The organism is Saccharothrix espanaensis DSM 44229 (genome assembly GCF_000328705.1).
In the GTDB taxonomy this organism is placed as follows: Bacteria; Actinomycetota; Actinomycetes; order Mycobacteriales; family Pseudonocardiaceae; genus Actinosynnema; species Actinosynnema espanaense.
In genome coordinates this window covers 7553355-7568445 of the sequence record NC_019673.1, presented here as the reverse complement: position 1 = coordinate 7568445, position 15091 = coordinate 7553355, and the positions used below count along the sequence as shown (strand labels likewise).

11 protein-coding genes are annotated in these 15091 nt (G+C 73.2%); 10 read left to right on the top strand and 1 reads right to left on the bottom strand.

Annotation, left to right across the window (positions count from 1 at the left end):
• Nucleotides 1-113: 113 nt before the first annotated feature.
• The 4 genes from BN6_RS32865 (at nt 114) to BN6_RS32855 (ending at nt 5842) form a co-directional block, all read left to right on the top strand.
• On the top strand, nt 114-1307 hold the full coding sequence (locus tag BN6_RS32865) for an MFS transporter (protein ID WP_051076070.1): 1194 nt from the start codon (nt 114-116) through the stop codon (nt 1305-1307).
• Nucleotides 1308-1401: 94 nt separating this feature from the next.
• Entirely contained in the window at nt 1402-2841 is a 1440-nt protein-coding gene (gndA, locus tag BN6_RS32860; RefSeq protein WP_015104163.1) for an NADP-dependent phosphogluconate dehydrogenase, read from the top strand.
• Between the two features lie 24 nt (nt 2842-2865).
• Nucleotides 2866-3102 carry a hypothetical protein gene (locus tag BN6_RS46195; protein WP_148303115.1) on the top strand — a complete coding sequence of 79 codons (237 nt, stop codon included), beginning with the start codon at nt 2866-2868 and terminating at the stop codon, nt 3100-3102.
• A 535-nt stretch (nt 3103-3637) separates the two neighbouring features.
• Entirely contained in the window at nt 3638-5842 is a 2205-nt protein-coding gene (locus BN6_RS32855; RefSeq protein ID WP_015104161.1) for a SulP family inorganic anion transporter, read from the top strand.
• Nucleotides 5843-6013: 171 nt separating this feature from the next.
• Here BN6_RS32855 and BN6_RS32850 read toward each other — a convergent pair whose 3' ends face one another.
• Nucleotides 6014-6331, bottom strand: a complete 318-nt coding sequence (locus BN6_RS32850; RefSeq protein ID WP_015104160.1) for a hypothetical protein — start codon at nt 6329-6331, stop codon at nt 6014-6016.
• 176 nt (nt 6332-6507) lie between these two features.
• On the opposite strand from BN6_RS32850, the gene BN6_RS32845 reads away from it, so the two are divergent.
• The 6 genes from BN6_RS32845 to BN6_RS46190 all read left to right on the top strand — a co-directional run bounded on the left by BN6_RS32845 (nt 6508) and on the right by BN6_RS46190 (nt 15086).
• Nucleotides 6508-7368 (top strand): helix-turn-helix domain-containing protein, encoded by an 861-nt coding sequence (locus BN6_RS32845; RefSeq protein WP_015104159.1) that lies wholly within the window; start codon nt 6508-6510, stop codon nt 7366-7368.
• 7 nt (nt 7369-7375) lie between these two features.
• Complete coding sequence (locus BN6_RS32840) at nt 7376-7567, top strand: DUF397 domain-containing protein (RefSeq protein ID WP_015104158.1); 192 nt, start codon at nt 7376-7378, stop codon at nt 7565-7567.
• 515 nt (nt 7568-8082) lie between these two features.
• On the top strand, nt 8083-8736 hold the full coding sequence (locus BN6_RS32835; RefSeq protein ID WP_015104157.1) for a DedA family protein: 654 nt from the start codon (nt 8083-8085) through the stop codon (nt 8734-8736).
• Between the two features lie 436 nt (nt 8737-9172).
• Complete coding sequence (locus tag BN6_RS32830; protein ID WP_231904815.1) at nt 9173-12025, top strand: AfsR/SARP family transcriptional regulator; 2853 nt, start codon at nt 9173-9175, stop codon at nt 12023-12025.
• A 403-nt stretch (nt 12026-12428) separates the two neighbouring features.
• On the top strand, nt 12429-14732 hold the full coding sequence (locus BN6_RS32825) for a chitinase C-terminal domain-containing protein (RefSeq protein ID WP_231905459.1): 2304 nt from the start codon (nt 12429-12431) through the stop codon (nt 14730-14732).
• A 165-nt stretch (nt 14733-14897) separates the two neighbouring features.
• Nucleotides 14898-15086 carry a hypothetical protein gene (locus BN6_RS46190; protein WP_148303114.1) on the top strand — a complete coding sequence of 63 codons (189 nt, stop codon included), beginning with the start codon at nt 14898-14900 and terminating at the stop codon, nt 15084-15086.
• Nucleotides 15087-15091 lie beyond the last annotated feature (5 nt).

Genomic DNA, 15091 nt, shown 5'->3' with positions numbered 1-15091 from the left:
GTCTGGGACCGGGACCGGGACCGGGCCTGGGCCTGGGCCTGAGCCGGGCGGTGCGGACGTGACCGTCGCGTTTCCGCCAGACCGGGGCGGTGGTCGGCTGGTGGGCTGGGCCGGTGTCCACACCAGCCCCCACCCCGGCGTCCACTCCGGACCGCTACCGGTCCTGGCCCGCGATCGGCGCGGTCACCACCGGGATCTTCGCCGTCGTCACCACCGAGATCCTGCCGATCGGCCTGCTCGGCCCGATGGCCGCCGAGTTCGGCGTGTCCACCGGCACCGCCGGGCTGATGATGACCACGCCCGGACTCGTCGCGGCGGTCGCCGCGCCCGTCGTCACCGCCACCGCGGGCCGGCTGGACCGCCGGGCGACGTTGTGCGGCTTGGTCCTGCTGCTGGCGGTGGCGGCCTTCCTGGCCGCGTTCGCGCCCGCGTTCTGGGTGGTGCTGGTGTCGCGGTTCCTGGTGGGGCTGGTGATCGGCGGGTTCTGGTCGATCGCGGCCGGACTCGCCGGGCGGCTGGTCGCGCCCGGGACCGCTACACCCGAGAAGGTCGGCACCGCGACGGCCGTGGTGTTCTCGGCGGTGCCGTTGGGGTCGGTGCTGGGCGTGCCCGCCGGGACGTTCCTCGGCGACCTGTGGGGGTGGCGGGCGGCGTTCGTGGCCACGGGTGTGGTGGCGCTCGGTGTGCTGGTGGCCTTGGCGGTGTTCCTGCCGCCGTTGCCCGCGCAGCGCGCGACCCGGCTCGCGGTGGTGCGGGAGCTGGTGGGGCGCAACGCCGTCCGGGCCGGTCTGGCGGTCACGTTCCTGGTGGTGCTCGCGCACTTCGGCACCTACACCTACGTCACGCCGTTCCTGCGCGAGGTCACCGGTGCGAGCCCGGCCGCGATCACCGCGTTCCTGCTCGTCTACGGCGCGGCCGGGGTGGTCGGGAACTTCCTGGCGGGCGCGCGGGCGCACCGGCCCGGCACGTTCCCGGCGGCGATCGGCCTGCTGGCGTGCGCCACCCTGCTGCTGCCGGTCGCCGGCGGGACGGACGCCGGGGCGGTGGTGCTGCTCGTGGTGTGGGGCCTGGCTTACGGCGCGGTCCCGGTGTGCTCGCAGACCTGGTTCGCACGGGCCGCGCCGGACGCGCCCGAGGCGGCCTCGGTGGTGTTCACCTCCTCGTTCCAGGCCACCCTGTCGCTGGGGGCGCTGGCGGGCGGCGTCGTGGTGGACGCGACCTCGCCCGCCGCCGTCATGGTGCTCGGCGGGCTGGTCGCCGCGGCCACCGCGACCGTCCTGCGGTGGCGGACGACCACTGCCGGGTGACGTCGATCACCCGAGTCGCGGCGAGGCCGTGACCGCCGCGACTGAGGGGGTGCGCACACGTGCGCACCCGGCCGGAGTTGGGCAGGCTGTGGAGATGACCACCTCCGAGGCACCCGCGCGGATCGCCGTCACCGGGCTCGCCGTCATGGGCAGCAACCTGGCGCGCAACCTCGCCCGGCACGGCTTCCGCGTAGCCGTCCACAACCGCAGTTCCGCCCGCACCAGGGCACTGGTCGAGGAGCACGGCCACGAGGGCGACTTCGTGCCCGCCGAGACCCTCGAAGAACTCGTCGCGAGCCTGCAGACCCCGCGCCAGATCATCATCATGGTCAAGGCCGGCGCGCCCACCGACGCCGTGATCGACGACCTGGTGCCGCTGCTCGAAGCCGGCGACATGGTGATCGACGGCGGCAACGCGCACTACGCCGACACCCGCCGCCGCGAGGCCGCGCTGCGCGAGGCGGGCCTGCACTTCGTCGGCACCGGCATCTCCGGCGGCGAGGAGGGCGCGCTCAACGGGCCGTCGATCATGCCCGGCGGGTCGGCCGAGTCCTACGCGCACCTCGGGCCCGTGCTGGAGGCCATCTCGGCCAAGGTGGACGGTGTGCCGTGCTGCGTCCACGTCGGACCGGACGGTGCCGGGCACTTCGTGAAGATGGTGCACAACGGCATCGAGTACGCCGACATGCAGCTCATCGCCGAGGCCTACGACCTGCTGCACCGGGTCGGCGGCCAGACCCCCGCGCAGATCGCCGAGGTGTTCCGCGGCTGGAACTCCGGCGACCTGGAGTCCTACCTGGTCGAGATCACCGCCGAGGTGCTCGGCCACACCGACCCGGAGACCGGCGCGGCGCTGGTCGACGTGATCGCCGACGAGGCCGAGCAGAAGGGCACCGGCCGCTGGACCGTGCAGGAGGCGCTGGAGCTGGGCGTCCCGGTGACCGGCATCGCCGAGGCGGTGTTCGCCCGCTCGCTGTCCGGCCGGGTCGACCAGCGCACCGCCGTGCGGGCCGCGCTCGGCGCGTCCGAGGTGACCCCCGCGCCGGACGACTCGCTGGTCGAGGACGTGCGGCAGGCGCTGTACGCGTCCAAGGTGGTCGCCTACGCGCAGGGCTTCGACCAGATGCGGGCGGCGGGCGCCGAGTACGGCTGGGACCTCGACCTGGGCGCGATGGCGACGATCTGGCGCGGCGGCTGCATCATCCGGGCCCGGTTCCTCGACCGCATCCGGGAGGCCTACGACAAGGACGGCGACCTGGCCTCGCTGCTGGTGGACGACTACTTCCGGGACGCGGTGGCGAACGCCGAGGCGGCCTGGCGGCGGGTCGTGGTCAAGGCCGTGGCGGCGGGCGTGCCCGCGCCGGGCTTCGTCTCCGCGCTGGCCTACTACGACGGGCTGCGCTCGGAGCGGCTGCCCGCGTCGCTGATCCAGGGCCTGCGGGACTTCTTCGGCGCGCACACCTACCGCCGCACCGACCGGCCGGGCAGCTTCCACACCCGCTGGTCGGGTGACCGGTCCCAGGTGGACGCCTGAGCGGTCCGGCCCGATCACGGGCGGGTGCGTGACCACTTCCGCCGCGACCCCGTCACTGCGGGCTGCCTGCTCGCCGTGGCGGGGTTCGCCCCGCCCATCCGGTTTCGTCTTCGCCGACGGGAGGTCGGCGCAGCCGTGACCGCCGCCGGCGCGCACTCCGCCGAACTGCCCCACGTCACCGACCTGCCCCACGTCACCGACCTGGGCGTCACCGACGTGGCCTTCACCGCCGCCGGCGCGGTCATCCGCCGGCCCTCGTAGTGCTGCGCGGGCCGTGGTCGGCGCTCCTGGTGGGCTGCCCGCTGCCGGCCGCCGAGTGGTCCGGCGCGGTCCCCGAGCTCGGCGCGGCCGGCCAGGTAGCCGCCGCGTTCATCGGATCGGGTTGCGGCGCGCTCGCCGTTCACCGGGTCTGCGCGGCGGCCGGTCGCTGACGTCGTCACCTGGGGTGACGTTCGGGGGAAAGATCAACACGACCGGGTGGAACCGCTGTCAGACGCGCCACATCCCCCTCATCATGGAGGGGACGCGAGCTCTGCGACGCGGGCTGTGCCGACACGTCCCCTGTGCCGACACGGAGGTGCCACCGTGGCGACCCCACACCACCGCGCCGAGGCCGAGCCGGGACTCGATGCCTCCAGGCCGCGCCGCCTGCTGCCCTTAGGGCGCTAGCCCCGACCCGCACCCGCCGCACCGTCGCACCCACAACCCCGCACCCCGCGCCGCACGACGTGGGGGCGATGCCCCCATGGCACGAGCAGACACCGTGGCCCGGCCACGGCCAGTGAAGGGAATGCCGATGAACCGCCCGCGCCCCAACAAGTCCCACGCCGGCGAGCACACCACGGCCGGGCCCCCGGGCGGCCTGGCCGCGGTGCTGCGCTTCGACCTGCCCGCCTCGATCGTGGTGTTCCTGATCGCCGTCCCGCTGTCGCTGGGCTTCGCCGCCGCGGCCGGCGCGCCGCTGCTGGCCGGGCTCATCTCGGCGGCCGTCGGCGGCGTCGTGGTCGGCGCGCTGGGCGGCGCGCCGCTGTTGATCAGCGGGCCCGCCGCGGGCATGGTGCTGATCCTGGGCGGGATCGTCGCCCAGTACGGCTGGGCGGCCACCGCGATGATCACCGTCGGGGCCGGCCTGGTGCAGGTGCTGGCGGGGCTGGCCAAGGTCGGCCGGGTCGCGCTGTCGCTCTCGCCCGCCGTGGTGCACGGCCTGCTGGCGGGCATCGGCGTGACCATCGCCGTCGGCCAGCTCGTGGTCGTGCTGGGCGGGATGCCCGGCGCGACCGTGTTCACCAACCTGGGGCGGTTGGTCGGCCCCGTCGACTTCGGCGCGCTGCTGGTCGGCATGGTCGCCGTGGCGGTGATGCTGCTGTGGCCGCGCGTGCCGCGCTCGTCCTACGTCCCCGCACCGCTGGCCGCGGTGCTGGTCGCGACGCTGGCGGGCAGCGGGCTGGCGGTGGCCCGGGTCGACCTGCCGTCGGGTTCGCTGAGCTCGATCGTGCTGCCGCGGATGCCCGAGGGGACGGTCCTGGGCATCGCGTTCGCCGTGCTGACCGTGGCCGTGGTGACGGCCGTCGAGTCCCTGCTGTCCGCGGTGGCCGTGGACAAGCTGCACGACGGCCCGCGCGCCGACCTGGACCGCGAGCTGGTCGCGCAGGGCATCGCCAACACGGTCGCCGGGGCGCTCGGCGGGCTGCCGGTCAACGGCGGCATCGCGCGCGGGTCGACCAACGTGGCCGCCGGGGCGCGGACGCGGGCGTCGGCCGTGCTGCACGGCGTGTGGATCGCGGTGTTCGTGCTGGCCCTGGGCTCGCTGCTGGAGCTGATCCCGCTGGCCGCGCTGGCCGGGGTGCTGCTCGTGGTGGGGGTGCGGCTGGTGAGCGCGCGCCGGATGAGGACCCTCTGGCGGCACGGCGAGTTCACCGCCTACGCGGTCACCGCGCTGGGCGTGGTGGCGCTGGGCCTGGTCGAGGGCGTGCTGCTCGGCGTCGCGGCGGCGGCGCTGCGGTCGCTGTGCCGGCTGACCCACAGCACGGTGCGGGTCGCCGAGGAGCCGGACGGCTGGCGGGTGGTGATCCGCGGTTCGCTGGTGTTCCTGGGCGTCGGCCGGCTGGTGCGCGACCTGCGGGCGATCCCGCTGGGCCGGCGGGTGGTGCTGGAGCTGCACATCGACTTCCTGGACCACGGCGCGTTCGAGGCGATCGACGACTGGCGGACCGGGTACGTCCGGCTGGGCGGGCAGGTCGAGGTCGACGAGGTGCACGACACGTGGTTCTCCAAGGCCACCCGCGGCATCCCGGCGCTGAGCAAGACCCCGCTGTCGCCGCTGCCCCGCTGGTTCGCGCCGTGGTCGCACTGGCAGCGCCGGCGGAACGTGACGCTGCCCCGGCCGCGCGAGGACGCCGACCCGATGATCCGCGGCATGCACGAGTTCGAGCGCTCGGCCGCGCCGCTGGTCCGGCCGTTCCTGGCCGAGCTCGCCGTGCGCGGCCAGCGCCCGCGCCAGCTGTTCATCACCTGCGCGGACTCGCGGGTGGTGCCGAACCTGATCACCACCAGCGGGCCGGGGGACCTGTTCTGCGTGCGCAACATCGGCAACCTGGTCCCGGTCGAGGGCGACGACTCGGTGGGCGCGGCGATCGAGTACGCGGTGGAGGTGCTCGCCGTGGCGACCATCGCGGTCTGCGGGCACTCCGACTGCGGCGCGATGAAGGCCCTGGTCACCGGGTCGGCGCGGCCCGGGTCGCAGCTGTGGTCGTGGCTGCGCGCGGCGGAGTCGAGCCTGATCAGGTTCCACACCCCGGGCGCCCCCGACCTGCCGGTGGTGGAGCGGCTGGCGGTGGCCAACGTCGCCCAGCAGCTGGACAACCTGCTCGCGTACCCGAGCGTGCGGGAGGCGGTGGCGGCCGGCTCGCTGCGGCTGGTGGGGATGTACTTCGACATCTCGGCGGCCCGGGTCTACCTGGTCGACCCGGAGCGCGACGGCCTGGAGCCGGTGCGCGCCTGAGCGGGCCGCGGCCGGTCGGTCCTGGTGCGGGTCCGCGGCGGAACCGGCCCCGGTCGGGGGTGCGGGGTCGGTTCCGCCGCGGCTGCGGTCGGGCGGCGAGGGGGCTCGATCATCGGGGGGAGGCGCCGCCCGGCGCGGAGCGGGGGGTGCCCGCTCGTCTGTGGGGCCCGGCTACACCGCGCTGCGCAGGTGCTTGCGCCGGCCGGGAGATTCCGCCGCCACGGTCAGCGCGAGCTGCGTGCCCAGGTACGCCCGGCACGGCGCCGGCAGCCGGCGGCTCCAGCGGCTGCTGCGGCAGGTCGGGCACCGGCCGTGCTCGTCGGGCGAGTGCTCCGCCAGCAGCGCCCTGAGCGCGGCGACCAGCCGGGGCAGCTCGGAGCGGGCGAGTTCCACCGCGGTCTCGTCGTCGCCCGCCGAGGCCAGGCGGACCAGCGTCGCCAGGTGTTCGTGGAGCGATTTGTCGAGCTGGCTGAAGACCGTGACGGCCATCTCCAGCGCTCCCTTCGGCGGATCTCGGCGGCGGGCGTGTCCCGGTTGTGCCCCAGCAGCCTGCGACCGTCCACCGGCCGACTGCAAGTTGCAGTACACGAATGGATGACGGCTCTTTGCTCCACCGGCACGGACCAACAGACTCTGTCGGGAAACCCGAACACCGAGGAGTGTCGATGCCTCGCGGCACCAGTCCGACGCTGCGCAAGCGCCGGCTCGTCGGCGAACTGCGCCGACTGCGGGAAGCCGCCGAACTCACGATCGAGGAGGTCGGCGAGCGGCTGGAGTGCTCGGCGTCCAAGATCAGCCGGATCGAGACCGGCCGGGTCGGGGTGACCCCGCGCGACGTCCGGGACATGCTCGCCGCGTACGGCGCGGACGAGCGGACGCTGGCAGAACTGGTCCAGCTCGCCCGGGAGGCCCGGCGCAAGGCGTGGTGGGACGAGTTCGGCGACCTGGTGCCCAGCCGGTACGTCGGCTTCGAGGCCGACGCCGAGTCGGTGCGCACCTACCAGGGCCTGATGATCCCCGGCCTGCTCCAGCACGAGGGCTACACCCGGGCGCTGATCGCCGACGTGCTGCCCGACGCGCCGCCGGACGAGGTGGACCGCCGGGTCCGGCTGCGCACCGCGCGGCAGGCGCTGCTGGTCGAGCAGGACCCGCTCGCCCTGCACGTGGTGGTCGACGAGGCCGCGCTGCACCGCCGGGTGGGCGGTACCGAGGTGATGCGTGGCCAATTGCGGCGACTGCGCGAAGTCGGAAAGCTGGACAATGTCACTGTTCAGGTGACGCCATTCACCCGTGGTGGTCATGCCGCGATGGACGGCCCGTTTGTTCTCCTGAGCTTCGCCGAGCAGTCCGATGCGGACCTGGTATACCTCGAAAGCGCGCGTGGTGACGTCTACTTGGAACAGCCGTCCGACGTCGCCAGGTATTCCGACATGTTCGCCCGACTGGCCGCGGCGTCCCTGGACCCGACCGCTTCGGCGGCGCTGATAGAGCGGGTAGCGCGCGAACTTCTCGCCGACGGGGAGTGAACAGCCCATGCCGCAGCAGTGGCGCAAGAGCAGGCGTTCGTCCGCCTCCGGACCGGACTGCGTGGAGATCGCGCTGATCCGTTCGGGCGCGGCCGTGCGCGATTCCAAGAACCGGTCCGGCGGTGCACTGGACTTCGGGGCCACGCAGTGGGGCCGATTCCTCGGACACGCGAAAGCGGGCGCTTACGACGAGCGCTGAGCGGGTCCCCGGACCCGACCCCGAGAGGGGCGCGGCCGGCTAGCCGACCTACCGGGGGCGGGTCCATCGGGGCTCGCCCCCGACTTTCGCCGGTCCCCGGTACGACCAAGGTCTGACGTCGGTGAGACCTCGGTCCGATGCGCGCGGGTCGCACTTTCCGGTGAACTCTTCGCCGGAAGGTGGTGGTGACGGGTGACACAGGACCTGGACGGGACGGCCGGCGCGGCGTACGTGCGGTCCGCCGAACCGGTGGTCGGCGCGCCCGGCGGGGGTCGGCGCGGTGGTCACCCGGGCGACGTCCGGCGCGGCCTTCGCCCGCCGCTCACACTCCGGCAACCCGGTGAACCTGGCCTGCGCGCCGGGCACGCCGGAGCCGGTGGCACCATCCCGCACGACCACGGTGACGCCCGGCCCGGTGCCGGCCGCCGTGCTCGTCGCCGACCGCGTCCGCGCGGTCGGACTTCGGACAGCCGCCCGGTCCGGCGCGGCCTCGATGCTTACCTGGGGGAAACGACATGGCGTTGCTGACCGACGCGCTGGAAGGGCTGGCCGGTCTGCCGCAGCCCGCGGTGCTGGCGGTGACCGGCGGGCTGACGCTGGCGGAGTGCACGATCGGCGTGGGCTTCATCGCGCCGGGGGAGAGCGCGCTGCTGCTGGCGGCCACCACGGTCACCTCCGTGCCGCGGTTCCTGGTCATGTGGCTGGTCGTGTCGGTGTGCGCGGTCGCGGGCGACAGCATCGGCTACTTCCTCGGCCGCCGGTTCGGCGACCGGATGCGGGAGAGCAAGGTGGTCCGCAAGCTCGGCCAGCACCACTGGGACAACGCGGGCGACCTGCTGCGGCGGCGTGGCGCGTGGGCGGTGTTCGTGGCCCGGTTCATGCCCGTGGTGCGGACCCTGGTGCCCGCGTCGGCCGGCGCGTCGAAGCTGGAGTACCGGCGGTTCCTGCCCGCGTCGATCGCGGGCGCGGTGTGCTGGTCGGCCCTGCACATCGGGATCGGCTCGGCCGCCGGGGCGTCGGCGAAGTACATCGAGTCGGTGTTCAACGGGGCGATGTGGGGCGTGATGGGCGTCGCGGTGATCGTCGGCCTGGTGGTCTTCCTGCGCCGCCGCAAGAAGAACGCCGCCGCTGCCGCCGTGGTCGAGAAGCCGGTCGAAGAGGTCGTCTGAGCGCGCCGCCCGACCGCGGCGCGTCGCCGCCGTGCGCGCCGCGACCCCTTGGGCGCGCACAGCCGAAGGGGCCGTGTTCGGGGGTTCGGGTCCCGAACACGGCCCCTTCGACAGGGGGAGGGCAAAGAGAAAGGCCATCCCCTACCGGATGGCCCTTCTCCGTGGAGCTGGGGACGAGGGCGGGCCGGCGTTCCGCCGCCGCGGGCTGGATGCCCCTTGCACGCCGGCCCGCCCTCGTCGATCAGGGAGCAGCGGGAGTTCCGCCGCTTGGTCCAACCTCCCCCACCGGGGTTCGCCCTGTGTGGTTGGTCGGACACGCTTAGCGTAAGAATGCGGCTACAGCGCGACTGGAGCCGCACTGGAGTGATCTCGCCGGCTCCGTCGACGGATCGGGTAGTTTCGGTTGGCCAATGCCCTTCGGCGAAGGAATCGGTCGGTGGAGTACGACGGCGGGGAGCCCTTGCGGTTCGAGGTGCTCGGCCTTCTCCGGGTGCGGCGCGGCGACCGGGAGGTCGATCTCGGTGCCGCCAAGCAGCGCGCGGTGCTCGCGGTGCTGCTGCTCGCCCGCAACACCCCGGTCAGCCGGGGCCACATCATCGAGGCGGTCTGGGGTGACGCGACCCCCAGCAGCGCCGTCAACCTGGTGCAGACCTACGTGGCGGGCCTGCGGCGCGCCCTGGAACCCAGCCGGGCCCGCCGCGCGCCCGCCGAGCTGCTCACCTCCGTGGGCGACGGCTACCTGCTGCGGCTGGACCCGACCGCCGTCGATCTCGACGCGTTCGAGCGCGGCGTGGTCGCCGCCGCCCGGCTGAGGTCCGCCGGCGACCTGGAGTCCGCGGCCGGCGCGCTGGACGAGGCGCTGGCGCTGTGGCGCGGCGAGCCGCTGGGCGGCGTGGCCGGGCTGTTCGCCGAGGTGGAGCGCGGCCGGCTGGCCGAACGGCGGCTGGCCGTGCTGGAGGAGCGGGCCGAGTTGCTGCTGCTGATCGGGCGTGGCGCGGAACTGGTGCAGACGCTGACCGCGCTGGTCGGCGAGCACCCGCTGCGCGAACGCGGGCACGGCCTGCTGATGCGCGCGCTGTGCCAGGCGGGCCGGCAGGCCGAGGCGCTGGGCGTGTACCGGCAGGCCCGGCAGGTGCTGATCGAGGAGCTGGGCGTCGAGCCCGGCCCCGAGCTGCGCCGGCTCCAGCAGGCCGTGCTGGCCGGGGAGGACCCCGAGCCCGAACGGCCCACCCGCCCCATCGCGATCCCGGTGCCGCCGCCCGAGCCCGCCCTGCCGACCACCCCGGCCCAGCTGCCCCGCGCGCCGGTCGCGCTGATCGGCCGGGACACCGAGGTGGCGCGGCTGGACGGCCTGCTCGACGCGTCGCCGTCCGGCGGGCTGGTGCTGGTGGTCACCGGGGCCGCCGGCGTCGGCAAGACCGCGCTGGCCCTGCACTGGGCGCACCGGGTGCGCGAGGACTTCGCCGACGGCCAGCTCTACGTCGACCTGCACGGCTACGACCCCAACCAGGAGCCGCTGGGCGCGGGCGAGGTGCTCAACCGGTTCCTGCGCACGCTCGGCGTGCCCTCCGGCGACATCCCGGTGACCGTGGAGGAGCGCTCGGCGCTGTTCCGGACGCTGGTCGCGGACCGGCGGATGGTGGTGATGCTGGACAACGCGCGCGGCTCGACCGAGCTGATGCCGCTGCTGCCCGGTTCGCCGTCGTGCGTGGTGGTGACCTCGCGGCGGCGGCTGGTCGGGCTGGTCGCGCACGCCGAGGCGCGGATGGTCGAGCTGGACATGCTCGACACCGACGCGGCCGTCGAGGTGCTGGGCCGGGTCGCCGGGCGCGACGGCTCCGAGGTCGGCGCGATGCGGCGGCTGGCCGTGCTGTGCGACGGGCTGCCGCTGGCGCTGCGGATCGCCGCCGCCCGGCTCGCCGTGTCGCCGTCGCTGCGGGTGGCCGAACTGGTGGCGGAGCTGGACGACGAGCACGGCCGGCTGGCCGCGCTGGGCCTGGAGGACGAGGATTCCACCGTGAGGGCGGCGCTGGACGCGTCCCGGCGCGCGCTGTCGCCGTTGCCCGCGCGGTTGCTGGCGCTGCTCGGGCTGCACCCCGGGGCGGACGTGACGGCGTACGTGGTCGCGGCGATGGCGAAGGTCCGGGTGTCCGAGGCGCAGCGCGCGCTGGACGCGTTGACGGCGGCGAACCTGCTGTCGGTCGGCGAGCCCGGCCGGTACGGGGCGCACGACCTGGTGCGGGTCTACACCCGGACGCTGGCCGGTGAGCTGGGGCCCGACGAGCAGCACGAGGCGACCAGCCGGATGCTGGACTTCTACCTGCACTGCGCGGACCTGGCCGACGGCCTGCTGCCGGTCGGGCGGGGCAGCGTCCGGGTCGCGCCGGAGCTGGTCCCCGAGGAGGTGCCGAAGCTGACCGGCGCGGGCGACGCCACCGCGTGGCTGGACGCCGAGCAGGGCAACCTGATCGCGGCGGCGGAGCTGGCGGGCGAGGGGACCGAACGGGCGTGGCTGGTGCACGCGTGGCAGCTGCCGTACACGCTGTCCCGGTTCTTCTGGCTGCGGACCGACCGGGCGACCTGGCTGCGGTCCACGGAGCTGGCGATGCGCGCGGCGACGTCGTTGGGCGACCCCGAGGCGCGGTTCGTGACGCTGTTCAACCTGGGGGTGGCGCTGGCCCAGTTCGACCGGTGGGACGAGGCGCTGGTGCGGATGCGCGAGGCGCTGGAGGTCGCGCGGGCCGGCGGGGACGTCAACGCGCAGGCGCGGGCGTTGACCACGGTCGCGGACATGCTGCAAACGTTGGGGCGGATGGAGGAAGCCGAGAAGTTCTACCGCGAGGCGCTGGAGGTCAGCCGGGCCGCCGGGTCGCGGTGGGCGGAGGCGGCGGCCCACCACAACCTCGGGCCGCTGTACCTGGCGATGCGGCGGTACGAGGACGCGAAGACGTGGCTGCGCGCGGCGGTGCGGATCTACCAGGAAGTCGGTGAGCAGTGCGGGGAGTCGACCTGCCACACCGACCTGGCGGCGGTGCTGCTGGAATCGGGGGAGCTGTCGGAAGCGGTGGCGTCGGCCCGGACCGCGCTGTCGGTGGCGTCGGCCGCGATGAGCCCGTACCACCAGGCACTGGCCCATGACCGGTTGGCATCGGTGTTCGACCGTCAGCGAATGGCGGGGGCGATCGCGCACTGGCAGCGGGCGCTGGCGTTGTTCACGGAGCTGAACTCCCCGGAAGCGGACGCCGTGCGGGCGCGATTGGCGCGGGCGCGGTCGACGTCGATGGGCTGACCCGGCCAGGGCCGCCCGCTGACCACTACGCGGTCTCCCGCACGAAGCGGGGTGTTCCCGGGTTCCGCCCGAGGCCGTTGTCCGCCGCGTCGTCTTCCCCTCGCGAGCGGGGTGGGCCGGCGTGCGCCGGCGGGCCCGGCGAGGTCCAGTGGGTGGGCTGGATCGCCGGTCGGTGTGGGCCGTTGGGGGTGGGCTGGGCCGTTCAGGTGCGGGCGATTCGTGTGGTGGGCAGGGGATTCAGGCGTGGAGAGCGCTCTCCACGGCCGTTGTCGGGCGGCCTGATCGGTTGAGTGGTCTGGACCTATTGACAGAAAGGTCTGGACCTATTTACGTTTCGTTCGCTCCACTCTGCGTCGAGGCCGCCGCCTGGTGCATGGAGGTACGGCTAGTGTCCAGAAGGCTGATGCCGCTGATGGCGTTGCTCGCCACAGCGGCGGGACTCGTCATCGCTGTCGTGTCCCCGTCCACGTCGAGCGCCGCGGGTGGTGAGGAGTGCCGCCCTGACGGCCTCTACCAGACTCCCGGCGTCTCCGTCCCCTACTGCTCGGTCTACGACACCAACGGTCGCGAGACCCTCGGCGGCGACAAGTCGCGCCGGGTGATCGGCTACTTCACGAGTTGGCGCACCGGCAAGAACGGCGCCCCCGCGTACCTCGCCTCGGACATCCCCTGGACCAAGGTAACGCACCTCAACTACGCGTTCGCCCACATCGACGCCGCCAACAAGGTCTCGGTCGGCCCGGACAGCCCGGACAACGCCTCCACCGGCATGACCTGGCCGGGCGTCGACCTCGACCCGAGCCTGCCCTACAAGGGTCACTTCAACCTGCTCAACAAGTACAAGAAGCAGTACCCGAACGTGAAGACGCTCATCTCGGTGGGCGGCTGGGCGGAGACCGGCGGGTTCCTGAACCCCGACGGCAGCCGCAACGCGTCCGGCGGCTTCTACAAGATGGCGCAGTCGCAGGCGTCGATCGACACCTTCTCCGACTCCGCGGTCGACTTCATCCGCAAGTACGGCTTCAACGGCGTCGACATCGACTACGAGTACGCCACCTCCAACAAGTACGCGGGCAACCCGGACGACTACTGGATCTCCGACGCCAACCGCGCCACCCTGTGGAAGGGCTACGACGCCCTGATGAAGACGCTGCGGGAGAAGCTCGACCGGGCTTCCGCGGCCGACGGCAAGCACTACATGCTGACCGCCGCCGTGCCCGCCTCGGGCTGGCTGCTGCGCGGCCAGGAGGCGTACCAGGTCACCCGCTACCTGGACTACGTCAACATGATGACCTACGACCTGCACGGCGCGTGGAACCACTTCGTCGGCCCGAACGCCGCCCTGTTCGACGACGGCAAGGACGGCGAGCTCGCGGCGGGCGGTGTCTACGGCGCGTACGACGGCACCGGTTACCTGAACGCGGACTGGGCGTACCACTACTTCCGCGGCGCGATGCAGGCCGGCCGGATCAACGTCGGCGTGCCGTTCTACACCCGCGGCTGGAACAACGTCACCGGCGGCACGAACGGCTTGTGGGGCAAGGCACCGCTGGCCGACCAGAAGAAGTGCCCGCCCGGCACCGGCGGCAACGTCGGGTCCACCACCCCGTGCGGCTCGGGCGCGATCGGCATCGACAACCTGTGGCACGACCTGGACAAGTCCGGCGAGGTGCCCGCGGGCGCGAACCCCATGTGGCACGCCAAGAACCTCGAGAACGAGATCACGCCGGACTACCTGGAGCAGTACGGCCTGGACCCGAAGAACGACCCGACCGACCGGATCTCGGGCACCTACGCGCGCTACTACGACAGCACGATGGCCGCCCCGTGGCTGTGGAACGCCGACAAGAAGGTGTTCCTGTCCACCGAGGACGAGCAGTCCATCGCCGCCAAGGCGAAGTGGGTGGCGGACAAGGGCCTCGGCGGCGTGATGATCTGGGAGCTGGCCGGTGACTACAAGTTCGACACCGCCAAGAACCAGTACACCATCGGCGACACCCTGCTGACCAAGCTCAACGACGGTCTGCGCGGCGCGGCCCCCTACGGCGCTCAGAAGGCCAACGGGACGCCCCCCACCCAGGTGATCAACGTGTCCGCGACGGTCTCCGGGTTCGCGCTGGGCGACAACAACTACCCGATCAACCCGAAGCTGAAGATCACCAACAACTCGACCGCCACCCTCCCCGGTGGCACCAAGATCGAGTTCGACTACGGGACCAGCGCGCCGGGCACCATGTCCGACCAGTCCGGCTTCGGCCTGCGGGTGACCCAGAAGGGCCACACCGGACCGAACGTGGGCGGTCTCAAGGGTGACTTCCAGCACGTCGAGCTGAGCCTGCCGTCCTGGCAGTCGCTGGCTCCGGGCGCGTCGGTGGACGTGGCGCTGAGCTACCAGCTCCCGATCGCGTCGCCGTCCAACTTCAAGATCACCTTCGGCGGGACGACCTACGCGATCGCGTCGGACTTCCCGCGTGGCGGCGACACCACGCCGACCTCCACGTCGACGTCGACCACCACGACCACGACGACGACGACGACCAACCCCAACACCTGCACCATCGCCGCCTGGGACCGCGCCAAGGTCTACAACGGCGGCAACCAGGTCTCCCACAACGGCAAGAAGTGGCAGGCCAAGTGGTGGACCCAGGGCGAAGAGCCCGGGAGCACCGGCCAGTGGGGCGTCTGGAGCGACCTGGGGGCCTGCTGAGGCCCGCCTGAGGCATCCCTTACCCGCCGTCTGCCACCCCTTACGGCGGCGGGTAAGGGGACCAGGCCCGGAACCCACGTGAACACCCGATGCCCGGACCGGTGCCTCAGGACGACTCTTCTCCTTGTCAGCGAGAACGAACGCGGAACAAGGAGACGAGTCGTCATGGAGTGGACGCCCGAGGCCATCAAGGCGGAAGTCGACTACCGGCAGGCGGCCCTGCGCGCCGACGCGGCACACGCCCGCGTGGCCCGGCAGTCGGCGGCACCGAAGCGCTCGTGGTGGCGGCGGTTGGGCCACCGGACGGGTCCCGAGGTCCCGCTTCCCCGAAATGGTCACCGCGACGCTGCCTGAGGTGT

Bases quoted from the DNA above. Each gene is read 5' to 3' on its own strand.
- BN6_RS32850 (WP_015104160.1), bottom strand. From the start codon at position 6,331: ATGGCCGTCACGGTCTTCAGCCAGCTCGACAAATCGCTCCACGAACAC.
- gndA (WP_015104163.1), top strand. From the start codon at position 1,402: ATGACCACCTCCGAGGCACCCGCGCGGATCGCCGTCACCGGGCTCGCC.
- BN6_RS32845 (WP_015104159.1), top strand. From the start codon at position 6,508: ATGCCTCGCGGCACCAGTCCGACGCTGCGCAAGCGCCGGCTCGTCGGC.
- BN6_RS32825 (WP_231905459.1), top strand. From the start codon at position 12,429: ATGCCGCTGATGGCGTTGCTCGCCACAGCGGCGGGACTCGTCATCGCT.
- BN6_RS46190 (WP_148303114.1), top strand. From the start codon at position 14,898: ATGGAGTGGACGCCCGAGGCCATCAAGGCGGAAGTCGACTACCGGCAG.
- BN6_RS32835 (WP_015104157.1), top strand. From the start codon at position 8,083: ATGGCGTTGCTGACCGACGCGCTGGAAGGGCTGGCCGGTCTGCCGCAG.
- BN6_RS32840 (WP_015104158.1), top strand. From the start codon at position 7,376: ATGCCGCAGCAGTGGCGCAAGAGCAGGCGTTCGTCCGCCTCCGGACCG.
- BN6_RS32855 (WP_015104161.1), top strand. From the start codon at position 3,638: ATGAACCGCCCGCGCCCCAACAAGTCCCACGCCGGCGAGCACACCACG.